A 19151-nucleotide genomic window follows, 5' to 3' on the forward strand; every position below is an offset into this window, starting at 1 on the left:
GAATATACTTTGTGCAGGGAGTGAGGTATATGGGACATGGTCATTTAGAGTTAAAGATTGAAGAATTGCTTAAAGAAAAAGGTGTCAGTAAAAATACCATTTGTAAGGAACTGGATATTCCAAGATCGAATTTTAACAGATATTGCAGGAATGAATTCCAGAGGATGGATGCAAATCTAATCTGTAAGTTATGTGAATATTTCGAATGTGAAGTCGGAGAATTAATAGTGTATGTGAAAGAATAGGAGTCTGCCAGAGAGAGATTTGTGCAGGCTTTTCTTTTTTTGTCATAGACATCTGATTTTTTATGGCTGCGCCATGTTCTGTATGGATTTTATATTATAACGGCCGGACTTGATATTTGCTATAGTCAAAAAGGAAAAAAGGAGAATCCGGGGAAGCCGGATACAGAGCGAAAACCCGCTAACCTTGCGGCTAACGGGTTTCGTTGTTGTTATAGTTATCTAAAGGAATGAGAGTAAAGTGCGCACCGGGCTATATCCGGTGTTTTACTTTATGAGGGGGGGGGAGATAGTGAGTGTTAATCAACTATCTGAATCTAAGTATAAAAGAAAAATATGTCCAAAGTATGTTGAATCTCTAAAAGAAAAAGAAAAATTCTTAAGAAGGACTTAAGAACTTGGGAAGAAAACCTAAACCAGCACGGCTACGGCTTCTTTCTGCCTTAAATGAGCAGTAAGGATATCTAAAAATTCGCTGGATGTAGGCTGCGAGTCAAGAGGACGAAGGGCAATTTCCTGAAGCAGGCGGCGGTTGCCTCTTTCCCAACAGACTCTAATGACGGTTCTGATATCTCTTTCTACGCTGCTGCTAGTAGTATGATAGTATTTTGCAATCTGAGGATATAATAATTTGCTCACGGACAGAAGATAGTCTTCGTCTCTCAAACATAGTTTCACCCCATAGTTCAGATACCGGTATCCACGGTAGGTTGCGCCGATGCCAAGAGCACGTATAAGACATTCGATTTCTAGTTCGCTCATGTGATTTTCCTCATCTAATGCCTTACATTGAAAAACAAATATGCTATGTGCTTCTATTATATAGGATATTTCTTCGATATGTTGCGACTCGGACACAATAAGTAAGAGTTCGACTCATTTCGACATATCCAAGTTAACAAAAACAGAAGAATCAACATATAGTATATAAAAAAGAAGGTGGGACATTATGAGCATCCATGGAATAGATGTAAGCAGATTTCAGGGCAGCATAGACTGGGAGGCCGTAAGAGCGGGCGGAATACAGTTTGCCATGATCCGGGCCGGTTATGGAGAAGGGACCGTGGACCAGGAGTTCAGGAGAAATGCCAGCCAGTGCAATCAGGCTGGGCTGCCGTTCGGAGTGTACTGGTTTTCCTATGCGTATACGCCGGAAATGGCCAGGCAGGAGGCGGAATTCTGCATTAATGCCATATCCGGATACGAGGTACAGTATCCGGTCTGCTTTGACTTTGAATATGCATCGGTAGACTATGCGGAAAATCAAGGCGTAAATGTGACAAAGGAACTGGCCACTTCTCTGGTAGATGCATTCTGTCAGAGAGTTGAGGAGTTGGGATATTTTGCCATGTATTACAGCAACCTGGATTTTCTTAACCGGATGTTCGACGCTTCCTTAAGAAGCAAGTATGCGCTCTGGTACGCGCAGTATGCTGCAGAGCCAGCTGTCAGCGGAATGGCTATTTGGCAGTATAGTGACACTGGGCGAGTAAATGGCATATCTGGGAACGTTGACCAGGATATTGCCTATTATGATCTGGCAAATGTAATATCCAGGGCTGGACTGAATCGGCTAAGAGGCGAGGTATCTACGCCGGATTCCGCGACGCCGGAACCCAATGACGTGATTACCTATATCGTTAAGCCTGGGGATACCTTAAGCGGGATAGCGCTTAGGTTTGGAACGACATATCAGGAGATTGCCGCGTACAACAACATTTCTAATCCCAATCTAATCTATGCGGGACAGCGTCTGCTGATCCCACTGGGATATAATCCGCAAAAAGTGCGCTATTACACCATTCAGCCAGGGGATACCTTAAGCGGAATTGCCCTTAAGTTTGGAACGACCGTGGCGCAGCTGCAGCGCCTGAACGGCATTCGCAATCCCAACCTGATCTATGCGGGAACTACGATCAGAGTATGAGAGGAAGAAGAGAAAATTGGCCTGGAATCCAGATACTGGAAGCCGGGCCTTTTTTTCATAATATCTTAAGAAAATTCCCAGATTGCTCTTAAAAAATCCCTGCTATTCTTGTATAGTATAAGGGAGGTGATGAAAATGTCTAAAATATTAGTATGTGATGATGATAAGGAAATCGTAGAGGCCATCGATATATATCTGTCCCAGGAAGGGTATGAAGTATTAAAGGCATATGATGGGGAAGAAGCACTGAAGGTATTGGGCAAGGAGAAGATAGACCTTCTGGTAATCGACGTCATGATGCCAAAACTGGACGGGATCAGAGCCACCCTTAAGATCCGGGAAGCCAACAATATGCCAATCATTATTCTTTCGGCAAAATCCGAAGACGCAGATAAGATCCTTGGCCTTAACGTAGGTGCGGACGATTATGTGACGAAGCCTTTCAATCCATTGGAACTGGTTGCAAGAGTCAAGTCGCAGCTTCGGCGTTATACGCAGCTTGGCAGTACTGCGAATCATAAAAATGAAGCGGTCTATGAAGTTGGAGGCCTGTCGATCAACGATGACTTAAAGGAAGTAACGGTGGATGGAGAGCCAGTGAAGCTTACGCCGATCGAATATAATATTCTGCTACTGCTGGTAAAAAATCAAGGGAAAGTATTCTCTATAGACCAGATCTATGAAAGTATATGGAATGAGGACGCCATTGGCGTAGATAATACGGTGGCGGTACATATCAGGCATATACGTGAAAAAATAGAGATCAATCCAAAAGAGCCCCGTTATCTGAAGGTAGTATGGGGAGTCGGATATAAGGTGGAGAAGCTTTAGAAGGGAGTTTATATGAAGCAACAATGGTACAAATCAAATGTTGCAAAGGGGATATTGATCGTAGCCCAGCACATATTGCTGGTCATAATCGTAACCAGTTTTATGTGGATGATGTCCTATCCGGCCCTTAGAGGAGAACTATTTGTGGGAAAGCCGGCAAAGAAATACGAGGACACCGTAAGTTTTGGCAACCAATTATTGACAATCAGCCATGACGTAGCAAACGGCATCAAGCTGCGCAAGATGTTTGAGACGGATGGCAGCTATGATCCGCAAAGGATCGTGGACATTGAGGAATATTATAAAAATAGGGAGATCAATAATAAAAACAGCAGCGGCCTGGCGTATGATCTGCAGGATTTATACAGCTGGGGGGAGGAATGGTATGACAAAGGAGAAATCAGCTATCAATCCGATGCCGAGATAGCATTTGCCTCCCAGGAGGTGCCATCCGATGATAATATCATCGTTTGCAAGCGGTCTAATGATACGTATCATTATTACTATTATAGCGAATTTAGAAATCTGATAGACAGTGGACAGTTAAGATTCGTTATCAGCAATGAAAATGAAGGGATGTCCGGGGAAGAAATTCTGGATGAACTGCATAATGGAAGCCGCTATGAAGGAGAAAATCAGGGGCAGCAGTTTAAGGGGCTGCAAGACGCAGAAGGAAAGATTGAATTTATAGACTGCTGGAGTTATGACGGAACCTGGGTGGAGGAAAGATATTCGCCAATCGGCGAGAAGAGCATCATAGATCTTGCAAATAATAATCCACAGTGGAACGGAAGGCTGAACGAAGCCTTTGAAATGCTGCATCAGACTGTAGATTCGATATTCGGCGATATAACGACCTATAAAGATCTGGATGAATCCTATCAGGAAGGCGATACAAATCTGGCTTACATGTATGTGGATGAGGATACAGAGCAGATCTATACCAACCGTAAGGAGTATGAGGACTACTCCATGGTGGAAGAGAACCTTAAGAAGATTCGCGGAATGGGGAAATATACAATTGTAAGACCCAAACTGGCGGACTTTGAGTCAAATCTTAAGGACACCGATGCGACGCAGTGGAGGGACATGATCAAGTATCCTGCGGAAGGAAAGAATTTTATTTATGCAGTTGGAGTAGACACTGCTTACCCAATCCAGGATGATTTCCATGCAGAGAATCTTATGTATGAAAAATATGGATCTAACGCTAGAAGCATAGCAATCCCGGGAGTCCTTGCCGCCATATTGTTTGTTGCCTTCATGGTGTGGCTTACGAGCATCGCGGGAAGGCGGATGCGGGATGAGGAACTGCATCTGAACTGGTTTGATCATATTAAGACGGAACTGGCAGCAGTGATCATAGCGCTGCTTTGGGGAATTCCCCTGATGCTCGTTTATGTCGGAATCCCTGTCTCGTCGCTTCGTTCATACAATGATAGCGAGACGCTGATCTATCAGGTTGGTTATGTATACAACGCTCTGCCATATGTCCTGGCTGGAGGAGTCGTGGCAGCATATACCTGCGGCATGTTCCTGATCGGATATCTTAGCCTGGTTCGCCGGATTAAGGCAAAGGAACTCTGGTCCAACAGCGTGCTGAGATGGCTTTGCGGATTTATAGGACAGTTATTCAGGAATCTTCATACAACATGGAAGGTTATATTGCTGTTTGGCTTGTTTGCGGTAATCCATTGGATTGCCTATATCAGTATGGGAAGTAGTATCTGGCTTTTCCTGGCCCTGGCGGTGGAAGCTGTGGCATTTGTGTTCCTGATCCGGCAGGCAATTGGCAGGCAGAGGATTAAGAAGGGAATTGAGAAGATATCCGGCGGAGAGGTGGATTACAAGATCCCGATATATGGCCTGGGAAATGAGCAGAGCGATATCGCGCAGCGCGTCAACTCTATCGGAGAAGGATTGGACGCGGCACTTGAGGAAAGCATGAAGAGCGAGCGCCTCAAGACGGACTTGATCACGAATGTATCCCATGATATCAAGACGCCGCTTACTTCTATCATTAATTATGTAGAACTTCTGAAGCAGGAGAATTTTGAAGATCCGAAGATTCAGAGATATCTGGAAGTGCTGGAGGCTAAGTCCCAGAGGCTTAAGACCCTGACAGAGGATGTGGTAGAGGCATCCAAAGTAAGTTCTGGCAATATCACGCTGGAATATATGAATATTAATCTCGTGGAGATGATCCAGCAGACCAGCGGCGAGTTTGAGGAGAAGTTTAAAGCCCGCAACCTTAAGGAAGTCTTGACGCTGCCGGAGCAAGAAGCAATCATCAGAGCGGATGGACGCCGAATGTGGCGCGTGCTTGAGAATATCTACAACAACGCGGCCAAGTATGCGATGGAAGGAACCCGCATTTACGCGGATCTGGAAGTCAGAGACTTATCAGCGGTATTCAATCTGAAGAATGTATCGGAACAGCAGCTGAACATTACGGCAGATGAACTGACTGAGCGGTTTATACGCGGCGATATCTCCAGAAGTACGGAAGGAAGTGGTCTGGGCCTGTCCATTGCCAAGACTCTCACACAGATGCAGGGAGGAAAATTCGACCTGTATGTGGATGGAGACCTGTTCAGAGTAACGATCACATTCCCCATCGTATTGGCAAAGGCGGATAACGATCCGGCAGAAGACGGACGGACAAATGACGGACAGACAGAAGCATAATGCTGCAAATGCGTAAATATGGACGCGGCACTTTTCAAAAGTGCTGCGTCCTACTTGCGCTTATTGGAAAAAAACATTACAATAATAATATTATGGATGAATTAAGAAAATTATTACAGGAAAATCTAAATATAGAGTTTATCTCAGCAGTTCTGAGCAATCCACGGCAAAAGGAGGAGGCATCCAAGATCAAGGTGCGTCCTTTGCTTAAGAAGGAGCAGCTGGTGTTCCAGCTGGAGATATTCCGGAACAATCAGGCGTTTCATAAGAACGCTGATCCCGGGGAAGCCTGCCAGCTTCTGCTTGGCTACATGGAAAATATGCGCCAGATGCAGATGGAGACGAAGAAATATGCTTATACGGTGCTGGTAAGCAAGAAAGGCAAGGTAACGGTGAAGAGGAAGGCTGCAAAAGGTACGCCGGCCAGTGTGGATCTAAGCCATAACCGGAAGAAGCAGTACATTCTGGAAGAGGGCGTGCCAGTACCATTTCTTCAGGATTTGGGAGTGATGACGCCGGAAGGCCGGATCGTCCATGCAAGATTCGACAAGTTCCGCCAGATCAATCGTTTCCTTGAGTTTATCGAGGATATCCTTCCTGCCCTTGATAAGGGCCGGGAACTTACGATCCTGGATTTTGGCTGCGGGAAGTCCTACCTGACATTTGCCATGTATTATTATCTACATGAGAGGAAGGGCTATGATATACGGATTATCGGCCTGGACTTAAAAAAGGATGTCATCCGTCACTGCAATGAGCTGGGCAGGAAATATGGCTATGACAAGCTGACATTTTTAGAAGGCGATATTGCAGACTATGAAGGCGTCAGGAAGGTGGATATGGTGGTCACTCTGCACGCCTGCGACACGGCTACGGACTTCGCCCTGGCAAAAGCCATTGGCTGGGATGCGAAGGTGATCCTGTCTGTTCCCTGCTGTCAGCATGAACTGAACCGGCAGATGGAGAACGAGACTTTGAAGCCTATCCTTGGATATGGGCTGATCAAGGAGCGCATGGCAGCGCTGGTGACGGATGCGCTTCGGGCCCAGTATCTGGAGCGCGAAGGATATGATACCCAGATATTGGAATTCATCGATATGGAGCATACGCCTAAGAATATCCTGATACGTGCGGTCAAGACCGGGAAAAAAGGGGAGAATCAGGATGCGATCCGCCAGTGCGAGGAGTATCTTCATGTGGAGCCGATGCTTGGAAGGCTGCTGGATCATAAAGGGGAATTATAGATGAGATTAAAGAATCGATTGATAGATGCGGGAATTCTGATAGCTGTATTCATTGTGGCAGTCATAGCCTTTAGTTATTTCACCAACAAAGGAAATAACAATATGACGGCGGATATGGGTGCGGCCACCTATCCCCAAGTATCATTTTCATATAATGGATTTAATTTAAATACGCTGACTGGATATGCGAAGAAGATGGACATACCGGCAATGAGGGATACGGCAACTCCGGTTACGGACCAGAAGGTGGATGTCGGGATCCAGGCGTATGAAAATAAGGTATCCAGCGTGAACTATATCGTCTATACGCTGGATGGAAAAGAAGAACTGAAAAAAGAGAAGGTTAAGAAGCCGGGAGAGGAGTTCTCCATAGACTTAAGCGCCGAAGGGCTTATGAAGGAAGAGCGGGTTCTTGAAATCGTGCTCCATATGCCGGATGAGAAGTCGGTATACTTCTATACAAGGCTCGTGGACGCTACCAATGCGAATATGCTGGAATGCCTGAACTACATTAGCGACTTTCATGAGAATGCGCTGGGCAAGGTAGAGGGCGCAGGGGTCGGCGCGGCGATCGAGCCGAATGAGCAGGGAGATAACACGACGCTGCAGCATGTGACGATCCACTCGGATTATGACCACGTTTCCTGGGGCGAGTTTGAGCCGTCCGTAGAGCAGGGCGAGCGGTGGAGCGTTAAGGAGATCAACAGCAACTATGTTTCCGTACAGCTGGAATACAGAGTCCGGTGCAAAGGAGAGGAAAATGATACCGATGTCTATAATGTGAAGGAGTTTTTCCGCGTCCGCCATATACCGGATGTGCCAAAAACGTATCTTCTGGATTATGACAGAACAATGGATCAGATATTTGACCCGATGAAGCATGTCCTGAATGAGAAGGGCGTACTGCTTGGAATCGTACCTCATGACATCCCTTACATGGTTAATAAGGATGGCTCTGCCGTATCCTTTGTGGTGGCAAACGAGTTATGGAATTATAATAAGGGAACGGACCAGATATCCCTGGTATTTAGTTTTTCTGATGCGGAGAATACGGATGTACGCAATCTTACCGCCCAGCATGAGGTCAAGCTGCTGGAAGTAGACGATACGGGAAATACGACGTTTGCCGTCTATGGATATATGAACCGGGGCGAGCATGAAGGCGAGGTAGGGGTTGCCATCTACTACTATGATATGGAAAAGAATTCCGTAGAAGAAAAGGTATTCATTTCCAGCAACCAGTCATCAGGAAGCGTGTCAAATGAGCTTGGGAAGCTGGCTTATTACAGCGTGGATCGGGATATGCTGTATGTCATGGTAGAGGGAACCTTGTATGAATATAATGTAAAGAAGGAAGAAGAGGGAACCCTGGTAAAAGGGCTGGAGGACAGCCAGTACGTGGTATCGGATGACGGGCATCTGGTGGCTTATCAGTCTGACGGGGCCTTGAATGAAGCCAGAAAGATTATCGTCAAGAACCTGTCAACCGGAAAAGAGCGTACGGTGGAATGCGCCGAGGATGAGTGCATAAGGCCGCTTGGATTCGTAAAGAATGACTTTGCATATGGCGTTGCCAAGACCGCTGATACCGGAAAGACGGTTTCCGGCGAGATGGCGGTGCCAATGTATAAGGTAGAGATCCAGAACAGTAAGAGCAAGGTCGTAAAGACCTACCAGATAGACGGCACTTACGTGCTGGATGCAGTTTTTGAGGATAATATGATCACTCTCAGCCGGGCTACGAAGGAAGGCGGGACATATACCAATGTAGCGCCTGACTATATTACCAACAATGAAGAGAAGGAAAAGAGCAATATATATCTGGAAACCTATACTACGGAACTAAAGGAATCTCAGGTGAGGCTGGCGTATAATAATGGAGTGACAGATAAGGAGCCGAAGGTATTGAAGCCAAAGCAGGTACTGTTTGAGAATCCCACAGTGATAACATTTGACGATGTAGATATCGGCAATAAGTATTATGTCTATGGCTATGGGAAACTGAAAGGCATCTATGACCGTGCAGGAGAGGCTATCAGGAATGCCAATGGCTGTAACGGCGTGGTGGTGGCATCGGACCAGTCCTATGTATGGGAGCGCGGCAACCGCAATCTCCAGCATATCATCAGCGACAAAGACGATATCCTTCAGTCCATCCGGGACCGGCTGGGCCAGAAAGAAGCGCCGGTAGATATTATTAAGGATATAAACGACGGCAGGAGCCTGGATCTCACCGGGTGCACGACAGAGGAACTTCTGTATGTCATCAGCCAGGGCAGGCCGGTCATAGCAATGCTGGATACGGAAAATGCAGTGATACTGATCGGATATAATGAGGCAGATGTAATCTATATAGACGTTGCCAGCGGCGAGCGCTCAAGCGTTCCATATGAGCAGATGGACCAGATGACGCAGGGAAGCGGCAACACGTATGTTGGCTAGCCATAGGCTGGAAGAAAGAATGACGTAAAAAAGCAGGAAAACAATGAAAAGTTTTCCTGCTTTTTTGTCGTAAATCCTGTATTACACCGCAGTAGGCCGAAAGACAATATTCTTATACTTGCGCAATGCGAAGTACAGTACCAGTCCCAGCACCCCGCAGGATAAGACCTCTCCGATCCCAACAGTCAGCATCATAAATGGGATAGGCAGCGCCACGCTGTAGCCGTAACGCAATACGAATGGAACGACAATCGTATTGGCGGCAATTGGCGGAAGCGGAGCCAGAAACGGGCTCTTGCCGCGCAGCTGATAGGTAAAGATTGCTCCGATCAGGGTTGCAAGACTTCCGAATAGGATATCCGGAAGAATCGCGCCTCCCAGGATGTTGCCCACCAGGCATCCTACAAACAGCCCGGGTATCGCAGCCGGGGTGAATAGAGGCAGGATAGTAAGGGCCTCGGAAATCCGGACTTGAACCTCTCCAAAAGAAAATGGCGCGAATACATAAGTAAGCACCACATAGATGGCAGCAATCATAGCCGCCTGGGTCAGAAAAGTAACGTTCTTGTTCTTCATAATATTGTCTCCTTTAGTTTTGTTTTACGTGTGGAAGGTCTCGAACACACGATTCATTTTACGGCGGGAATCGCCGGAAAGCCCTTAAGACCTTGGTTTTATGGGCTTTGTCACGGTTGATAGTATAGCATGCGGGAAAAGAAAAATCAATGGATCAACCTAAATTCTCTGAATGAGAACAAATTATGGAAGAATGGTGCTGTACTGGCAGCCCTTCCACTTACTCGCCGCGTATCATTTTGATATATTTACTAGGTGTCATTCCTGTGGATTTTTTAAATATCTGGCTGAAGTATTGTGGATTATTTTCACATCCAACCATATCCGCAACGCATTGGATGGAGTCAATATTTCCAGACGCCAATATTTCCTTTGCTTTCTTTATCCGCGTATCTGTCAAGTATTTTGAAAACTTACATCCCGTTTCTTTCAGGAATTTTTTGCTCAGGTAATCTACATTCATATACAGGTAATTCTCTGCTATCCATTTTAAAGACAATTCTGCGTCCTCTATATGCTTTTCTACATACTCCATGATTTTCTGGCTGATATCCCCCGTATGCTTTGACGAATGGTATTCTTCATAGGAAGCAGCCAGGTGTTCCTTAAGAAGCGCGAAGATGGTGCTGCAGTCATTTTCCTGCTCCAGCTTTACCAGGAATTCCGCGGCTGTCACCATGTCATACGTATGGTTATTAGAGACTGAAAATATGATAACAGAAGCAGCCAGCTGCTTTAAGAAATCAGCATCCGATATGGACTGCAAGGTGCAAAGCAGCGACTGAAAAGCCGGGCTTGATGAATCATCCTGTTCCGAAAATGCAGAAGAAGTAAGCTTTTGCACTTCTTTGATAATGTTCTGGTAATTATATATTGAAAAAGTAGTGGTGTCTTCTGCAAAATAAATGATCTCGTATTTTCTTAAATGCTGTATTAATACTTTTAGCAGTTCTTGGAGATTGGAGTATGATTCATGCCTGTATTCAATAGAAACCGGCTGGCTTAAGCTAAGTGTATCTAAAAAATGATAAATACTGCTCAAATCAAGCTGCATGGCTGGAAAAAAGAAAACCAATGTATTGTAGACGTAAATCACGCTGAATCTAATACCGGGAAAGTGCTTATTGCGAAACTGGCGCAGCTGTATTAGTACCTCTTTATAATTGTCCGGAATTACATAATAAACATAAAACATCTCATAACGAGTATCTTCGAAATCAAGATACTGCTTATAATTACAGGCAATCTGGGAGATACCGGTGTCTGCTTCCTGTGCTTCAAGACTCAGGCTGTCATTAATAATTCCGACCATCAAGTTCTGATTGATATTGCGGCTTATGAGAGTCTGGGGAGTCTCGCCTCTGGTGGCGAGATAATTTGTATAATCCTTTATTACATCCTGCAGGCTCTCAATAATCTGTTCTTCATTGCAAGGCTTAAGCAGATAATGTTTCACTCCATACTGCATGGCTTTTTTTTGCATATTCAAATTCCCCATAACCCGACAATATTATAAAATGAGTGTCTTTATTGATCCCGTGGATCTTCTGAATCAGTTCCAGCCCGGAGAGTCCCGGCATCTTGATATCAGTAAGAACGATGTCCGGGTATTCATCGAGGATCATATTATAGGCTTCAATTCCATCCCTGGCTGTACCAATCAGCTGGATTCCAAGAGAATTCCAGTCAATCAGTCCGGCCATAGTTTCACGGATAATCTTTTCGTCATCAACAATCAGTAGTTTTAACATGTTCTCCTCCTGGTATAATAATTCTGGCTACTGCATGCTCGTCGTCTTTATTAAATAGAAGAAGTCCGTACTCTGAACCGTACGTGAGCTGGATGCGCTTGTGGATATTGAGCAGGCCGATCCCGAATCCATGGGGGGGGTTACCAGGCCCTGATCAAGCTTTCTTAACAAATCTTGTTCAAACTGGGAATCATTATTGACCACATCTATATATACGTTATCCCCGGAACGGGTACCTTCAATCTGGATATGGCACACTTCCGTGCTTTCTTCCATCGCATAGTTGATTGCATTTTCCACAAGGGGCTGTATGGTCAGGTGGGGCAGACTGATATCCATGATAGAGTCATCTATTTGGATTGTATATTCAAGGCGGTCTTCAAAACGGATCTGCTGTATGGTTAGGTAGCTTTTAACAATTTCGAGTTCACGGCGGACTGTAAAGGTCTTATCTTTTGTATTTAAGGTTTCCCGCATAAGTGTGCCCAGCGACTCTACCATGGATGATATATCTTTTTCACCGATAGCTTTTGCGCGCCAGTTGACAGCCTCCAGTGTATTGTAAAGAAAATGAGGGTTGATCTGGTTTTCTAATGCCTTTAAACGGGCATCTTTCGAAAGAATTTCATTTACATAGTTTTCCTGAATCAGATTCCGTATCTTTAAGGCCATATGGTCAAACTGGTTGTGCAGTACTCCGACCTCATCTGTACGCCCGCTATAATCGTATCCAGTATCCGGAGGCGTGGATTCATCTCTTCCGAAGGCCTTCATTTTTTGGATAAGCCGGCTGAAATCGCTGGTTACAGAACGGATGAGCATCCTGGACAGCAAGAGGGAAATGAGAACAGAAACAAGGATTACCACCAGTGCCATGAGTTTTGTAAAGTTTAATGTAGATGATATATGTCCGTATGGGACAAGGCAGATATAATTCCAGGACGTGTTCCCAATGGAGCCTTTTACTGCAAAATACTTACCAGCATTTACAGAAATCACGCCATAATCGGTCTTCAGTTTCTTTCCAATTGTGTTGATCTCGTTAGAATCCAGGCTTTCTGAGTGGTAAAACTCTGTATCTTCGTCAAATAATATATACTGTGTTTCATCTGAATGCAGGACAGAATTGGTAGAAGAACGTACCAGACGGTCCATGTCTACGCCTACGACAACCGTGCCTAATGTCTGGAAATTCATCTGGTCAACCCTGCGGCATTCCCGCCCAAGAAAGAGCCCGTAGGAATTGCAGTAATCTGTAACCCAGTATGGATATCCGGAGTTGTTATTAGCAGCTTTAACCACATTTTGGTGGACCGTATCCGGCACTTGAGAACTTCTGGCCTCATAGCTTTGAGTTGCACCCTGTGCATGATATAGGTTAATGTAACTAATATTGTTATCTTTATACGTCTGATAATAATCTGCAATCAATGTGTTTAGTGAATTCTCAGCATTTTTTATACGGATATCAGGATCTTCTTCTGCCAGAGTGATCAGGTTTTTTCTTATGTTAGAGTTGGAGACGACCGCGCTTGTCATAGATTCGATGTTTGACAGCTTTTTGATATATCCTGGGAACTATATGTGAGTGAACCCGCAAGAGCCTGGTACAGCAGTTTATTACTGGAATTTAAGACCAGCAGTATACCGCTGACCGAAGCGGATATCATTAAGAACACAACAATTAAAATGATACATACGATCTTTGTGCTCAACTGGGAATTTGTGATTTTACTGATAAAAGACTTTTTACTTCTTAGCATAAATATACCTGTTTCCTTATGTGAATAATGTTAGTATTGAGGTTTTTCTTATTATAATGCATATTTCAATAGGGAAAAAGGGATTTAGAAAATAGGACGGAATTTTGAAAAAGGATGTCGGAAAAGTTTATATTAATTTTATAATACTGTCTTTATAATGTGCTTATACAAAAGAAACTCATAAATCACACAAGGTTAAGGAGGAAAGAAAATGAAAAAGATAGTTTCTGTATTGTTATGCGTAATGATGATTGCAGTACTAGCGGCAGGATGCGGCAGCAGTGATGCAGGATCAGGAGGCAAGTCTGACAGTTCGAAGACAAAAGACGCTGGGGATGATAAGACAGCAAATCCAGAAGAGTATCAGGTAGTTATGATTGTAAAGCAGAGTGATTCCTGGTTCGATGATATGACTACTGGAGTAGAGCAGCTCAAGAAGGATACCGGCTTAAATGTATCGGTACAAGTACCGGAGACAGGGGATGCGGCAAGCCAGATCTCTATTATGGAAGATCTGATAGCACAGGGCGTGGACGCTATCTGTATTGTACCAAATGATCCGGACGCGCTTGTTCCTACGATCGAAAAAGCAAAAGAGTCTGGTATTGTTGTTGTAACGCATGAGGCGCCTGGTATTGCAGAAAATGTTGACCTGGATGTAGAAGCTTTTGTCAATGAAGAATTTGGTAAGTTATTCGGAGAGAAGCTTGCAAAGTCTATGGACGGAAAAGGCCAGTATGCTGGTTTTGTCGGCGGCCTTACGATGGAGACTCATATGGCCTGGTATAAAGCAGCAATCGAATATATCAAAGAAAACTATCCAGATATGGAATGTGTGACAGAAGAACCTTATGAGGATGGTAACAGCGTTGACGGCGCACATGATAAGACATTAGAAATCCTGAAAGCATATCCAGATATCAAAGGGCTCTTTGACTGTTCTGCACATGGCGGCGGAATCTGTGAGGCACTGCAGGAAAAGAATAAGACAGATGACGTATCAGTCGTATCACTGGCACTGCCTTCTATGTCGGCCACATACCTGGAAGATGGATCTATGAAAGCAGGACTTGCATGGAGACCGGCGGACGCAGGCTATGCAACATGCTATGCTGCATATCTGCTGGCATCTGGGCAGAAGGTAGAAACAGGTACTGACCTTAAGATTACTGGTTACGAAGATATCCAGGTAAAAGACGGTGTGGCATATGGCAATGCACCTCTGGAATTTTCAGCTGATAATATAAACGATTATAAATTCTGATAAGAAAAGGGTGCCGCAAAATAACAAGAGAATAGTTATTGGGCGGCACCTGAATTTATTCATGGAGGTGAGATCATGGGAACAGTTTTGGAGGCAAAACACATAAATAAATCTTTTATTGGCGTTCAGGCGTTAAAAGATATCAGCATCAAAATCAACAGTGGGGAAATTCACTGCCTTGCAGGGGAAAACGGGTGCGGAAAGTCAACCCTGGTCAAGAATATATCCGGCGTCTATACACCGGATTCAGGGGAAATCATACTTGGCGGAAATACATATCATAATCTGACCCCCATGCAGGCTATGAAGGAAGGTATACAGGTAATATACCAGGACTTGTCACTGTTCCAGCACCTGACTGTGGCAGAGAACATTGTAATCAGCAGACTTAAGTTTGATAGAAATAAGATGATAAGCTGGAAAAAGGTATATGCCATAGCACAGGAGCAGTTAGACAAAATAGGAGTAAAGATGGATCTTGGCCAGACTGTGGGGGAGATTTCAATGGCGAACCGACAGCTGACGGCAATCTGCCGGGCGTTAGCGCAGGATGCGAAAATCCTGTTCATGGATGAGCCGACCACAGCCCTTACAAAGACAGAAGTAGAACGTCTGCTGAATATTATGGTGGACTTAAAGAAAAAGGGGCTTGCAATTATATTTATCAGCCATAAGCTTGATGAAGTTTTCTCTGTGGCAGATACGATAACCATATTCCGCAATGGAGAGAAAATCGGTGATTTTAAAAGCGAGGATTTAGATAAAAAGAGCCTGTCATATTATATGACGGGACGGGAAGTGGAGTATCCAAGATACCACCGCACGAGTAAGGAAGATACACCGATACTTGAGATTGAGAACCTGACCAGAAAAAACCAGTACGAAAATATATCACTGTCCATACGTCCAGGCGACATTGTGGGAGTGACCGGGCTGCTTGGATCAGGAAGGACGGAACTTGCATTGTCTTTATTCGGATTAAATCCTACGACCAGCGGCCGGATTAAGGTGGATGGCAAAGAGGTAAAACTTAGTTCGCCAATGAAAGCAAAGAAATGCGGGATTGCATTGCTGCCTGAGGACAGATTTAACCAGGGGCTGTTTATGAAACGAGAGATTAAAGAAAATATATCCTCTTCCATATTAGATGAGATTTCTAATAAAGGAGTACTGAATAAACAGTCTGAGGAACGCACAGCAGAGACATACGTCAAGCAGTTAAAGGTAAGGACGCCTTCTATTGATACGGTAATAGGGACGCTGTCAGGGGGAAACCAGCAGAAAGTGGTCATTGGCAAATGGACGGCCACATGTCCAAGGGTTTTTATTATGGATACGCCGACAGTAGGTATTGATATTGGGTCAAAGGCTGAGATCTATGAACAGATACATAAATTTGCTGAGGAAGGAATGGCTATTATCTTTATTTCAGACGAAGTACAGGAGATTCTGGCAAACTGTAACCGGGTTATGGTGATGGCTGAAGGGAAATGTGTAAAAATGCTGGAAGAAGACGACTTAAAAGAGGAGGCACTCGTATGAGGACGAAAAAATAGACCGGTTTCAGGGAATACTGCTGTTGATTATTCTTCTCTATAGTATATTTGTCTCAGTGAAGAATCCGGCCTTTATACATATAGAGACAATATTTGATATTATCCGTGTGGCGTCCACTACGCTGATGGTTGCGATGGGACTGCTTGTTGTCATGATCTCTGGCGGAATTGACGTATCGTTCATGGCTATCGCGCTGTTTGGAAGTTACACGACGATTCATATTATGATATCAATGGGAATTGACAATCTGATCTTTGCATTTGGCATTTCTGCTTTGATTGGAGGATTACTTGGCATTATTAACGCGCTGTTAATCAACTGGCTGAAACTGCCGCCGTTCATTATAACCTTGGGAACGCAGAATCTTTTCCATGGCATTATGACTACTTTTATTGGCGACAAATCATTTGGCGCAGGCGTGCTGCCAAAGAGCATTCATTCCTTCGGCCAGGCAGCCGTGATTAAGATCGGGGGCGTGGGCTTGACATCATCTATCATTCCTGTATTACTTGCTGGCGCCCTAACCTGGTTCATTCTTTACCGTACCATGACCGGGAGAGGAATCTTCGCAGTCGGAAATGATGAGGAAGCAGCCAGAAGGGCTGGCTTTAATCCATTCAAAATCCGCTTGATTGTATATGTGTACTCTGGAATCCTGGCTGGAATTATGGGGATGATGTACGTAGCGCAGACAAATGCGCTCTATCCAAATAAACTGGTGGGGGATGAGCTGATGGTTGTGGCAGCTGTTGTAATAGGCGGTACGAAGATAACAGGCGGACAGGGAAAGATTTTAGGTGCGTTTCTTGGTGTCATTATTATCTATCTACTGAACACCACGTTGATTATGATCGGCCTGTCATCCTCCTGGAACAATCTTTTTGTAGGGACAATTCTTGTAATCTCAGTGGCAGTGACTTCCTACCAGGAGAGGGTTAAGAACCGCAACAATCTAATTTTTACGGAATAGGGGGATGAAAGATGACTAAGATAAAAAAATGGGCTGGCAGAGATATGAATCTCACTATATTGATGGGAGTTACGCTTGTTATACTGATCTGGAGCGGGATGGCGTTTGGGCAGTCCATGTATTCTATGCGGAATATACAGTCCATGACATTCCAGATACCCGAGTTTGGCTTTCTGGCGCTGGCAATGATGCTGTCAAATATGATCGGCGGAATTGACCTTTCCATTATTGCTAATGCAAATACTGTGGCTATTCTGACAGCGTATGTGCTGAATGGCCAATGGTCCTTTGGGACAGAGGGAGCGGCAAGAGTTGTGCTGGCACTTATTTTCGCCGTTTTGTGCAGCTTGTTGTTTGGTCTGTTTAATGGACTGTTAATATCAAAAACATCTGCGCCGTCATTGATTGCAACGTTGGGAACGATGACTCTGTTCCAGGGAATTGGAATGGCAGTGACAGGGGGAGCCAGCGTGGGAGGAATTGAAGAAAAATTCGCGCAGATTGGAAAGAGCACGATTTTGAATCTTCCGGTTATCTTCTGGCTGTTTATCCTTGCATCTGTAATACTTGGCCTTGTAATGTCGTACAGTGGTTTTGGCAGAAAACTGTATTTGTACGGAGATAATCCGGTTGCAGCCAGATTCTCGGCAATCCATAATGAAGGTATCTGCATCGGCACATTTCTGTTGACGGGCCTGCTTGCAGGGATTGCGGGACTGATTATTCTAAGCCGTGTAAATTCTGCCAAGGTGGGGTATGGAGATTCTTATCTGCTTCAGACGCTGATTGTCTGCGTAATAGGCGGGATCGACCCGAACGGAGGAAGAGGCAAAGTATGGGGCGTATTGATTGCAGTTATAATGATGCAGATTCTGTCCAGCGCATTTACAATAATGTCCCTGTCTCCATATACGAAAAAATTGATATGGGGCATTATGCTTGTTCTCGTTCTTGGATTAAACTTTATTATTAAAAAGTATTCTGGCGTGAGAATGCTGAAAGCCAGCTTGAATACGAATAAAGAGAAATAAGCAGGAGGTCAAAGAATGAATTGCAGAAAATATGAAGAATTATATCGTACCGTACTTAACGAACACAGAGAAGTCTTTGAAAAGCAGGATCTGGATGAGGTTACTTTATTTATGGAACAAATCAGGAAGGCAGAGCGGATCTTTGTTATGGGCGTAGGCAGAGAAGGGATCGCAGGCCGGTCATTTGCCATGCGGCTGATGCACCTTGGAAAAGAAGTACACTGGATCTGGGACGACACGACACCTGGCATGCATGAGGGGGATTTATTTATTGCTATAAACGGGTCGGGTAAAATCGGCCACATTCATTATGTGGTCAAACAGGCAAAAGAGACCGGGGCAGCAATCACTGTGGTGACAGGAGGGCCAAAAGAAAAGACGGCCCGCCTGGCAGACTGTGTGTTATTTGTTCCGGCAAGTGTATTTAACGGGACAGACTCTAGAGCGGTACCGTCCGTACAGCCGATGGGAAATTTGTTTGAGCAACACCTGTTTTTGCTGTTTGATATTATTATTATGCTGCTGGAAGAAGAGATGAAGGTGACGCACGAACAGATGGAGGCCAGGCACAGAAATATAGAATAAAGAAAATAAAATCCATGTTGATTTCATATGCGTATCCTGTACCAGCAGGGGCAAGGAGTGCTTTTATATAGCGAGTTCTCCCAAATTAATGGTTAAATCTTCAATTCGGTTTTTGTCCGTATCCACGATCCAGTACTCAAGGACACCTCATTTTACGGCAGGAATCGCAAGCAAGCCCATAAGACTTTAGTTTTATGGGCTTCTTCACGGTTGGCAGTATAGCATAGCGGGCGAAGAAAATTAAGGAATGTACACAAAATATCTACGCTACGCCTGGGAA

Annotated in this window: 16 protein-coding genes; 11 read left to right on the forward strand and 5 right to left on the reverse strand. The window is 44.6% G+C overall.

What is annotated here, in order from left to right; translation table 11 throughout:
* Positions 1-29 precede the first annotated feature (29 nt).
* Complete coding sequence (locus K0036_RS00470; protein ID WP_025646234.1) at positions 30-245, forward strand: helix-turn-helix domain-containing protein; 216 nt, start codon at positions 30-32, stop codon at positions 243-245.
* A 408-nt stretch (positions 246-653) separates the two neighbouring features.
* Here the strand turns inward: K0036_RS00470 and K0036_RS00475 are convergent, their stop codons facing one another.
* Entirely contained in the window at positions 654-1004 is a 351-nt protein-coding gene (locus K0036_RS00475) for a sporulation initiation factor Spo0A C-terminal domain-containing protein (protein ID WP_220430448.1), read from the reverse strand.
* Positions 1005-1191: 187 nt separating this feature from the next.
* Between K0036_RS00475 and K0036_RS00480 the strand changes: the two genes are divergently transcribed.
* The 5 genes from K0036_RS00480 (at position 1192) to K0036_RS00500 (ending at position 9374) form a co-directional block, all read left to right on the forward strand.
* On the forward strand, positions 1192-2169 hold the full coding sequence (locus K0036_RS00480; protein ID WP_220430449.1) for a LysM peptidoglycan-binding domain-containing protein: 978 nt from the start codon (positions 1192-1194) through the stop codon (positions 2167-2169).
* 135 nt (positions 2170-2304) lie between these two features.
* Positions 2305-3000 (forward strand): response regulator transcription factor, encoded by a 696-nt coding sequence (locus tag K0036_RS00485; protein WP_025646228.1) that lies wholly within the window; start codon positions 2305-2307, stop codon positions 2998-3000.
* Positions 3001-3012: 12 nt separating this feature from the next.
* Entirely contained in the window at positions 3013-5688 is a 2676-nt protein-coding gene (locus K0036_RS00490; RefSeq protein ID WP_220430450.1) for a sensor histidine kinase, read from the forward strand.
* Positions 5689-5780: 92 nt separating this feature from the next.
* A complete protein-coding gene (locus K0036_RS00495; protein WP_220430451.1) occupies positions 5781-6932 on the forward strand; it encodes a class I SAM-dependent methyltransferase in 1152 nt (383 codons plus the stop codon).
* Entirely contained in the window at positions 6933-9374 is a 2442-nt protein-coding gene (locus K0036_RS00500; RefSeq protein ID WP_220430452.1) for a hypothetical protein, read from the forward strand.
* Positions 9375-9455: 81 nt separating this feature from the next.
* Here K0036_RS00500 and K0036_RS00505 read toward each other — a convergent pair whose 3' ends face one another.
* The 4 genes from K0036_RS00505 to K0036_RS00515 all read right to left on the reverse strand — a co-directional run bounded on the left by K0036_RS00505 (position 9456) and on the right by K0036_RS00515 (position 13027).
* The gene (locus K0036_RS00505) at positions 9456-9950 is read right to left on the reverse strand and encodes a QueT transporter family protein (RefSeq protein WP_220430453.1); all 495 of its coding nucleotides are present in this window, start codon (positions 9948-9950) and stop codon (positions 9456-9458) included.
* 220 nt (positions 9951-10170) lie between these two features.
* Positions 10171-11433, reverse strand: a complete 1263-nt coding sequence (locus tag K0036_RS19240) for an AraC family transcriptional regulator (RefSeq protein ID WP_310593070.1) — start codon at positions 11431-11433, stop codon at positions 10171-10173.
* Positions 11387-11701 (reverse strand): response regulator, encoded by a 315-nt coding sequence (locus K0036_RS18905; RefSeq protein WP_310593071.1) that lies wholly within the window; start codon positions 11699-11701, stop codon positions 11387-11389. Before K0036_RS18905 ends, K0036_RS19240 begins: the two co-directional genes overlap by 47 nt.
* Positions 11702-11728: 27 nt before the next feature.
* Positions 11729-13027, reverse strand: a complete 1299-nt coding sequence (locus K0036_RS00515) for a sensor histidine kinase (protein WP_259283356.1) — start codon at positions 13025-13027, stop codon at positions 11729-11731.
* 648 nt (positions 13028-13675) lie between these two features.
* On the opposite strand from K0036_RS00515, the gene K0036_RS00520 reads away from it, so the two are divergent.
* From K0036_RS00520 to hxlB, 5 genes are all read left to right on the forward strand, one after another.
* On the forward strand, positions 13676-14728 hold the full coding sequence (locus K0036_RS00520; RefSeq protein WP_220430454.1) for a substrate-binding domain-containing protein: 1053 nt from the start codon (positions 13676-13678) through the stop codon (positions 14726-14728).
* Positions 14729-14803: 75 nt separating this feature from the next.
* Positions 14804-16270, forward strand: a complete 1467-nt coding sequence (locus K0036_RS00525; protein ID WP_220430455.1) for a sugar ABC transporter ATP-binding protein — start codon at positions 14804-14806, stop codon at positions 16268-16270.
* Positions 16271-16307: 37 nt separating this feature from the next.
* Complete coding sequence (locus tag K0036_RS00530) at positions 16308-17255, forward strand: ABC transporter permease (RefSeq protein WP_259283357.1); 948 nt, start codon at positions 16308-16310, stop codon at positions 17253-17255.
* A gap of 11 nt (positions 17256-17266) precedes the next feature.
* Entirely contained in the window at positions 17267-18286 is a 1020-nt protein-coding gene (locus tag K0036_RS00535) for an ABC transporter permease (RefSeq protein WP_220430456.1), read from the forward strand.
* 15 nt (positions 18287-18301) lie between these two features.
* Positions 18302-18871 (forward strand): 6-phospho-3-hexuloisomerase, encoded by a 570-nt coding sequence (gene hxlB, locus K0036_RS00540; RefSeq protein WP_220430457.1) that lies wholly within the window; start codon positions 18302-18304, stop codon positions 18869-18871.
* Positions 18872-19151: the final 280 nt, after the last annotated feature.

This window comes from [Clostridium] scindens, from assembly GCF_019597925.1.
GTDB lineage: Bacteria > Bacillota > Clostridia > Lachnospirales > Lachnospiraceae > Clostridium_AP.

Coding starts and splice junctions, on each gene's coding strand:
- K0036_RS19240 (WP_310593070.1), bottom strand. CDS start 11,433: ATGCAAAAAAAAGCCATGCAGTATGGAGTGAAACATTATCTGCTTAAG.
- K0036_RS18905 (WP_310593071.1), bottom strand. CDS start 11,701: ATGTTAAAACTACTGATTGTTGATGACGAAAAGATTATCCGTGAAACT.
- K0036_RS00475 (WP_220430448.1), bottom strand. CDS start 1,004: ATGAGCGAACTAGAAATCGAATGTCTTATACGTGCTCTTGGCATCGGC.
- K0036_RS00505 (WP_220430453.1), bottom strand. CDS start 9,950: ATGAAGAACAAGAACGTTACTTTTCTGACCCAGGCGGCTATGATTGCT.
- K0036_RS00470 (WP_025646234.1), top strand. CDS start 30: ATGGGACATGGTCATTTAGAGTTAAAGATTGAAGAATTGCTTAAAGAA.
- K0036_RS00535 (WP_220430456.1), top strand. CDS start 17,267: ATGACTAAGATAAAAAAATGGGCTGGCAGAGATATGAATCTCACTATA.
- K0036_RS00495 (WP_220430451.1), top strand. CDS start 5,781: ATGGATGAATTAAGAAAATTATTACAGGAAAATCTAAATATAGAGTTT.
- K0036_RS00525 (WP_220430455.1), top strand. CDS start 14,804: ATGGGAACAGTTTTGGAGGCAAAACACATAAATAAATCTTTTATTGGC.
- K0036_RS00490 (WP_220430450.1), top strand. CDS start 3,013: ATGAAGCAACAATGGTACAAATCAAATGTTGCAAAGGGGATATTGATC.
- K0036_RS00500 (WP_220430452.1), top strand. CDS start 6,933: ATGAGATTAAAGAATCGATTGATAGATGCGGGAATTCTGATAGCTGTA.
- K0036_RS00480 (WP_220430449.1), top strand. CDS start 1,192: ATGAGCATCCATGGAATAGATGTAAGCAGATTTCAGGGCAGCATAGAC.
- K0036_RS00485 (WP_025646228.1), top strand. CDS start 2,305: ATGTCTAAAATATTAGTATGTGATGATGATAAGGAAATCGTAGAGGCC.
- K0036_RS00520 (WP_220430454.1), top strand. CDS start 13,676: ATGAAAAAGATAGTTTCTGTATTGTTATGCGTAATGATGATTGCAGTA.
- hxlB (WP_220430457.1), top strand. CDS start 18,302: ATGAATTGCAGAAAATATGAAGAATTATATCGTACCGTACTTAACGAA.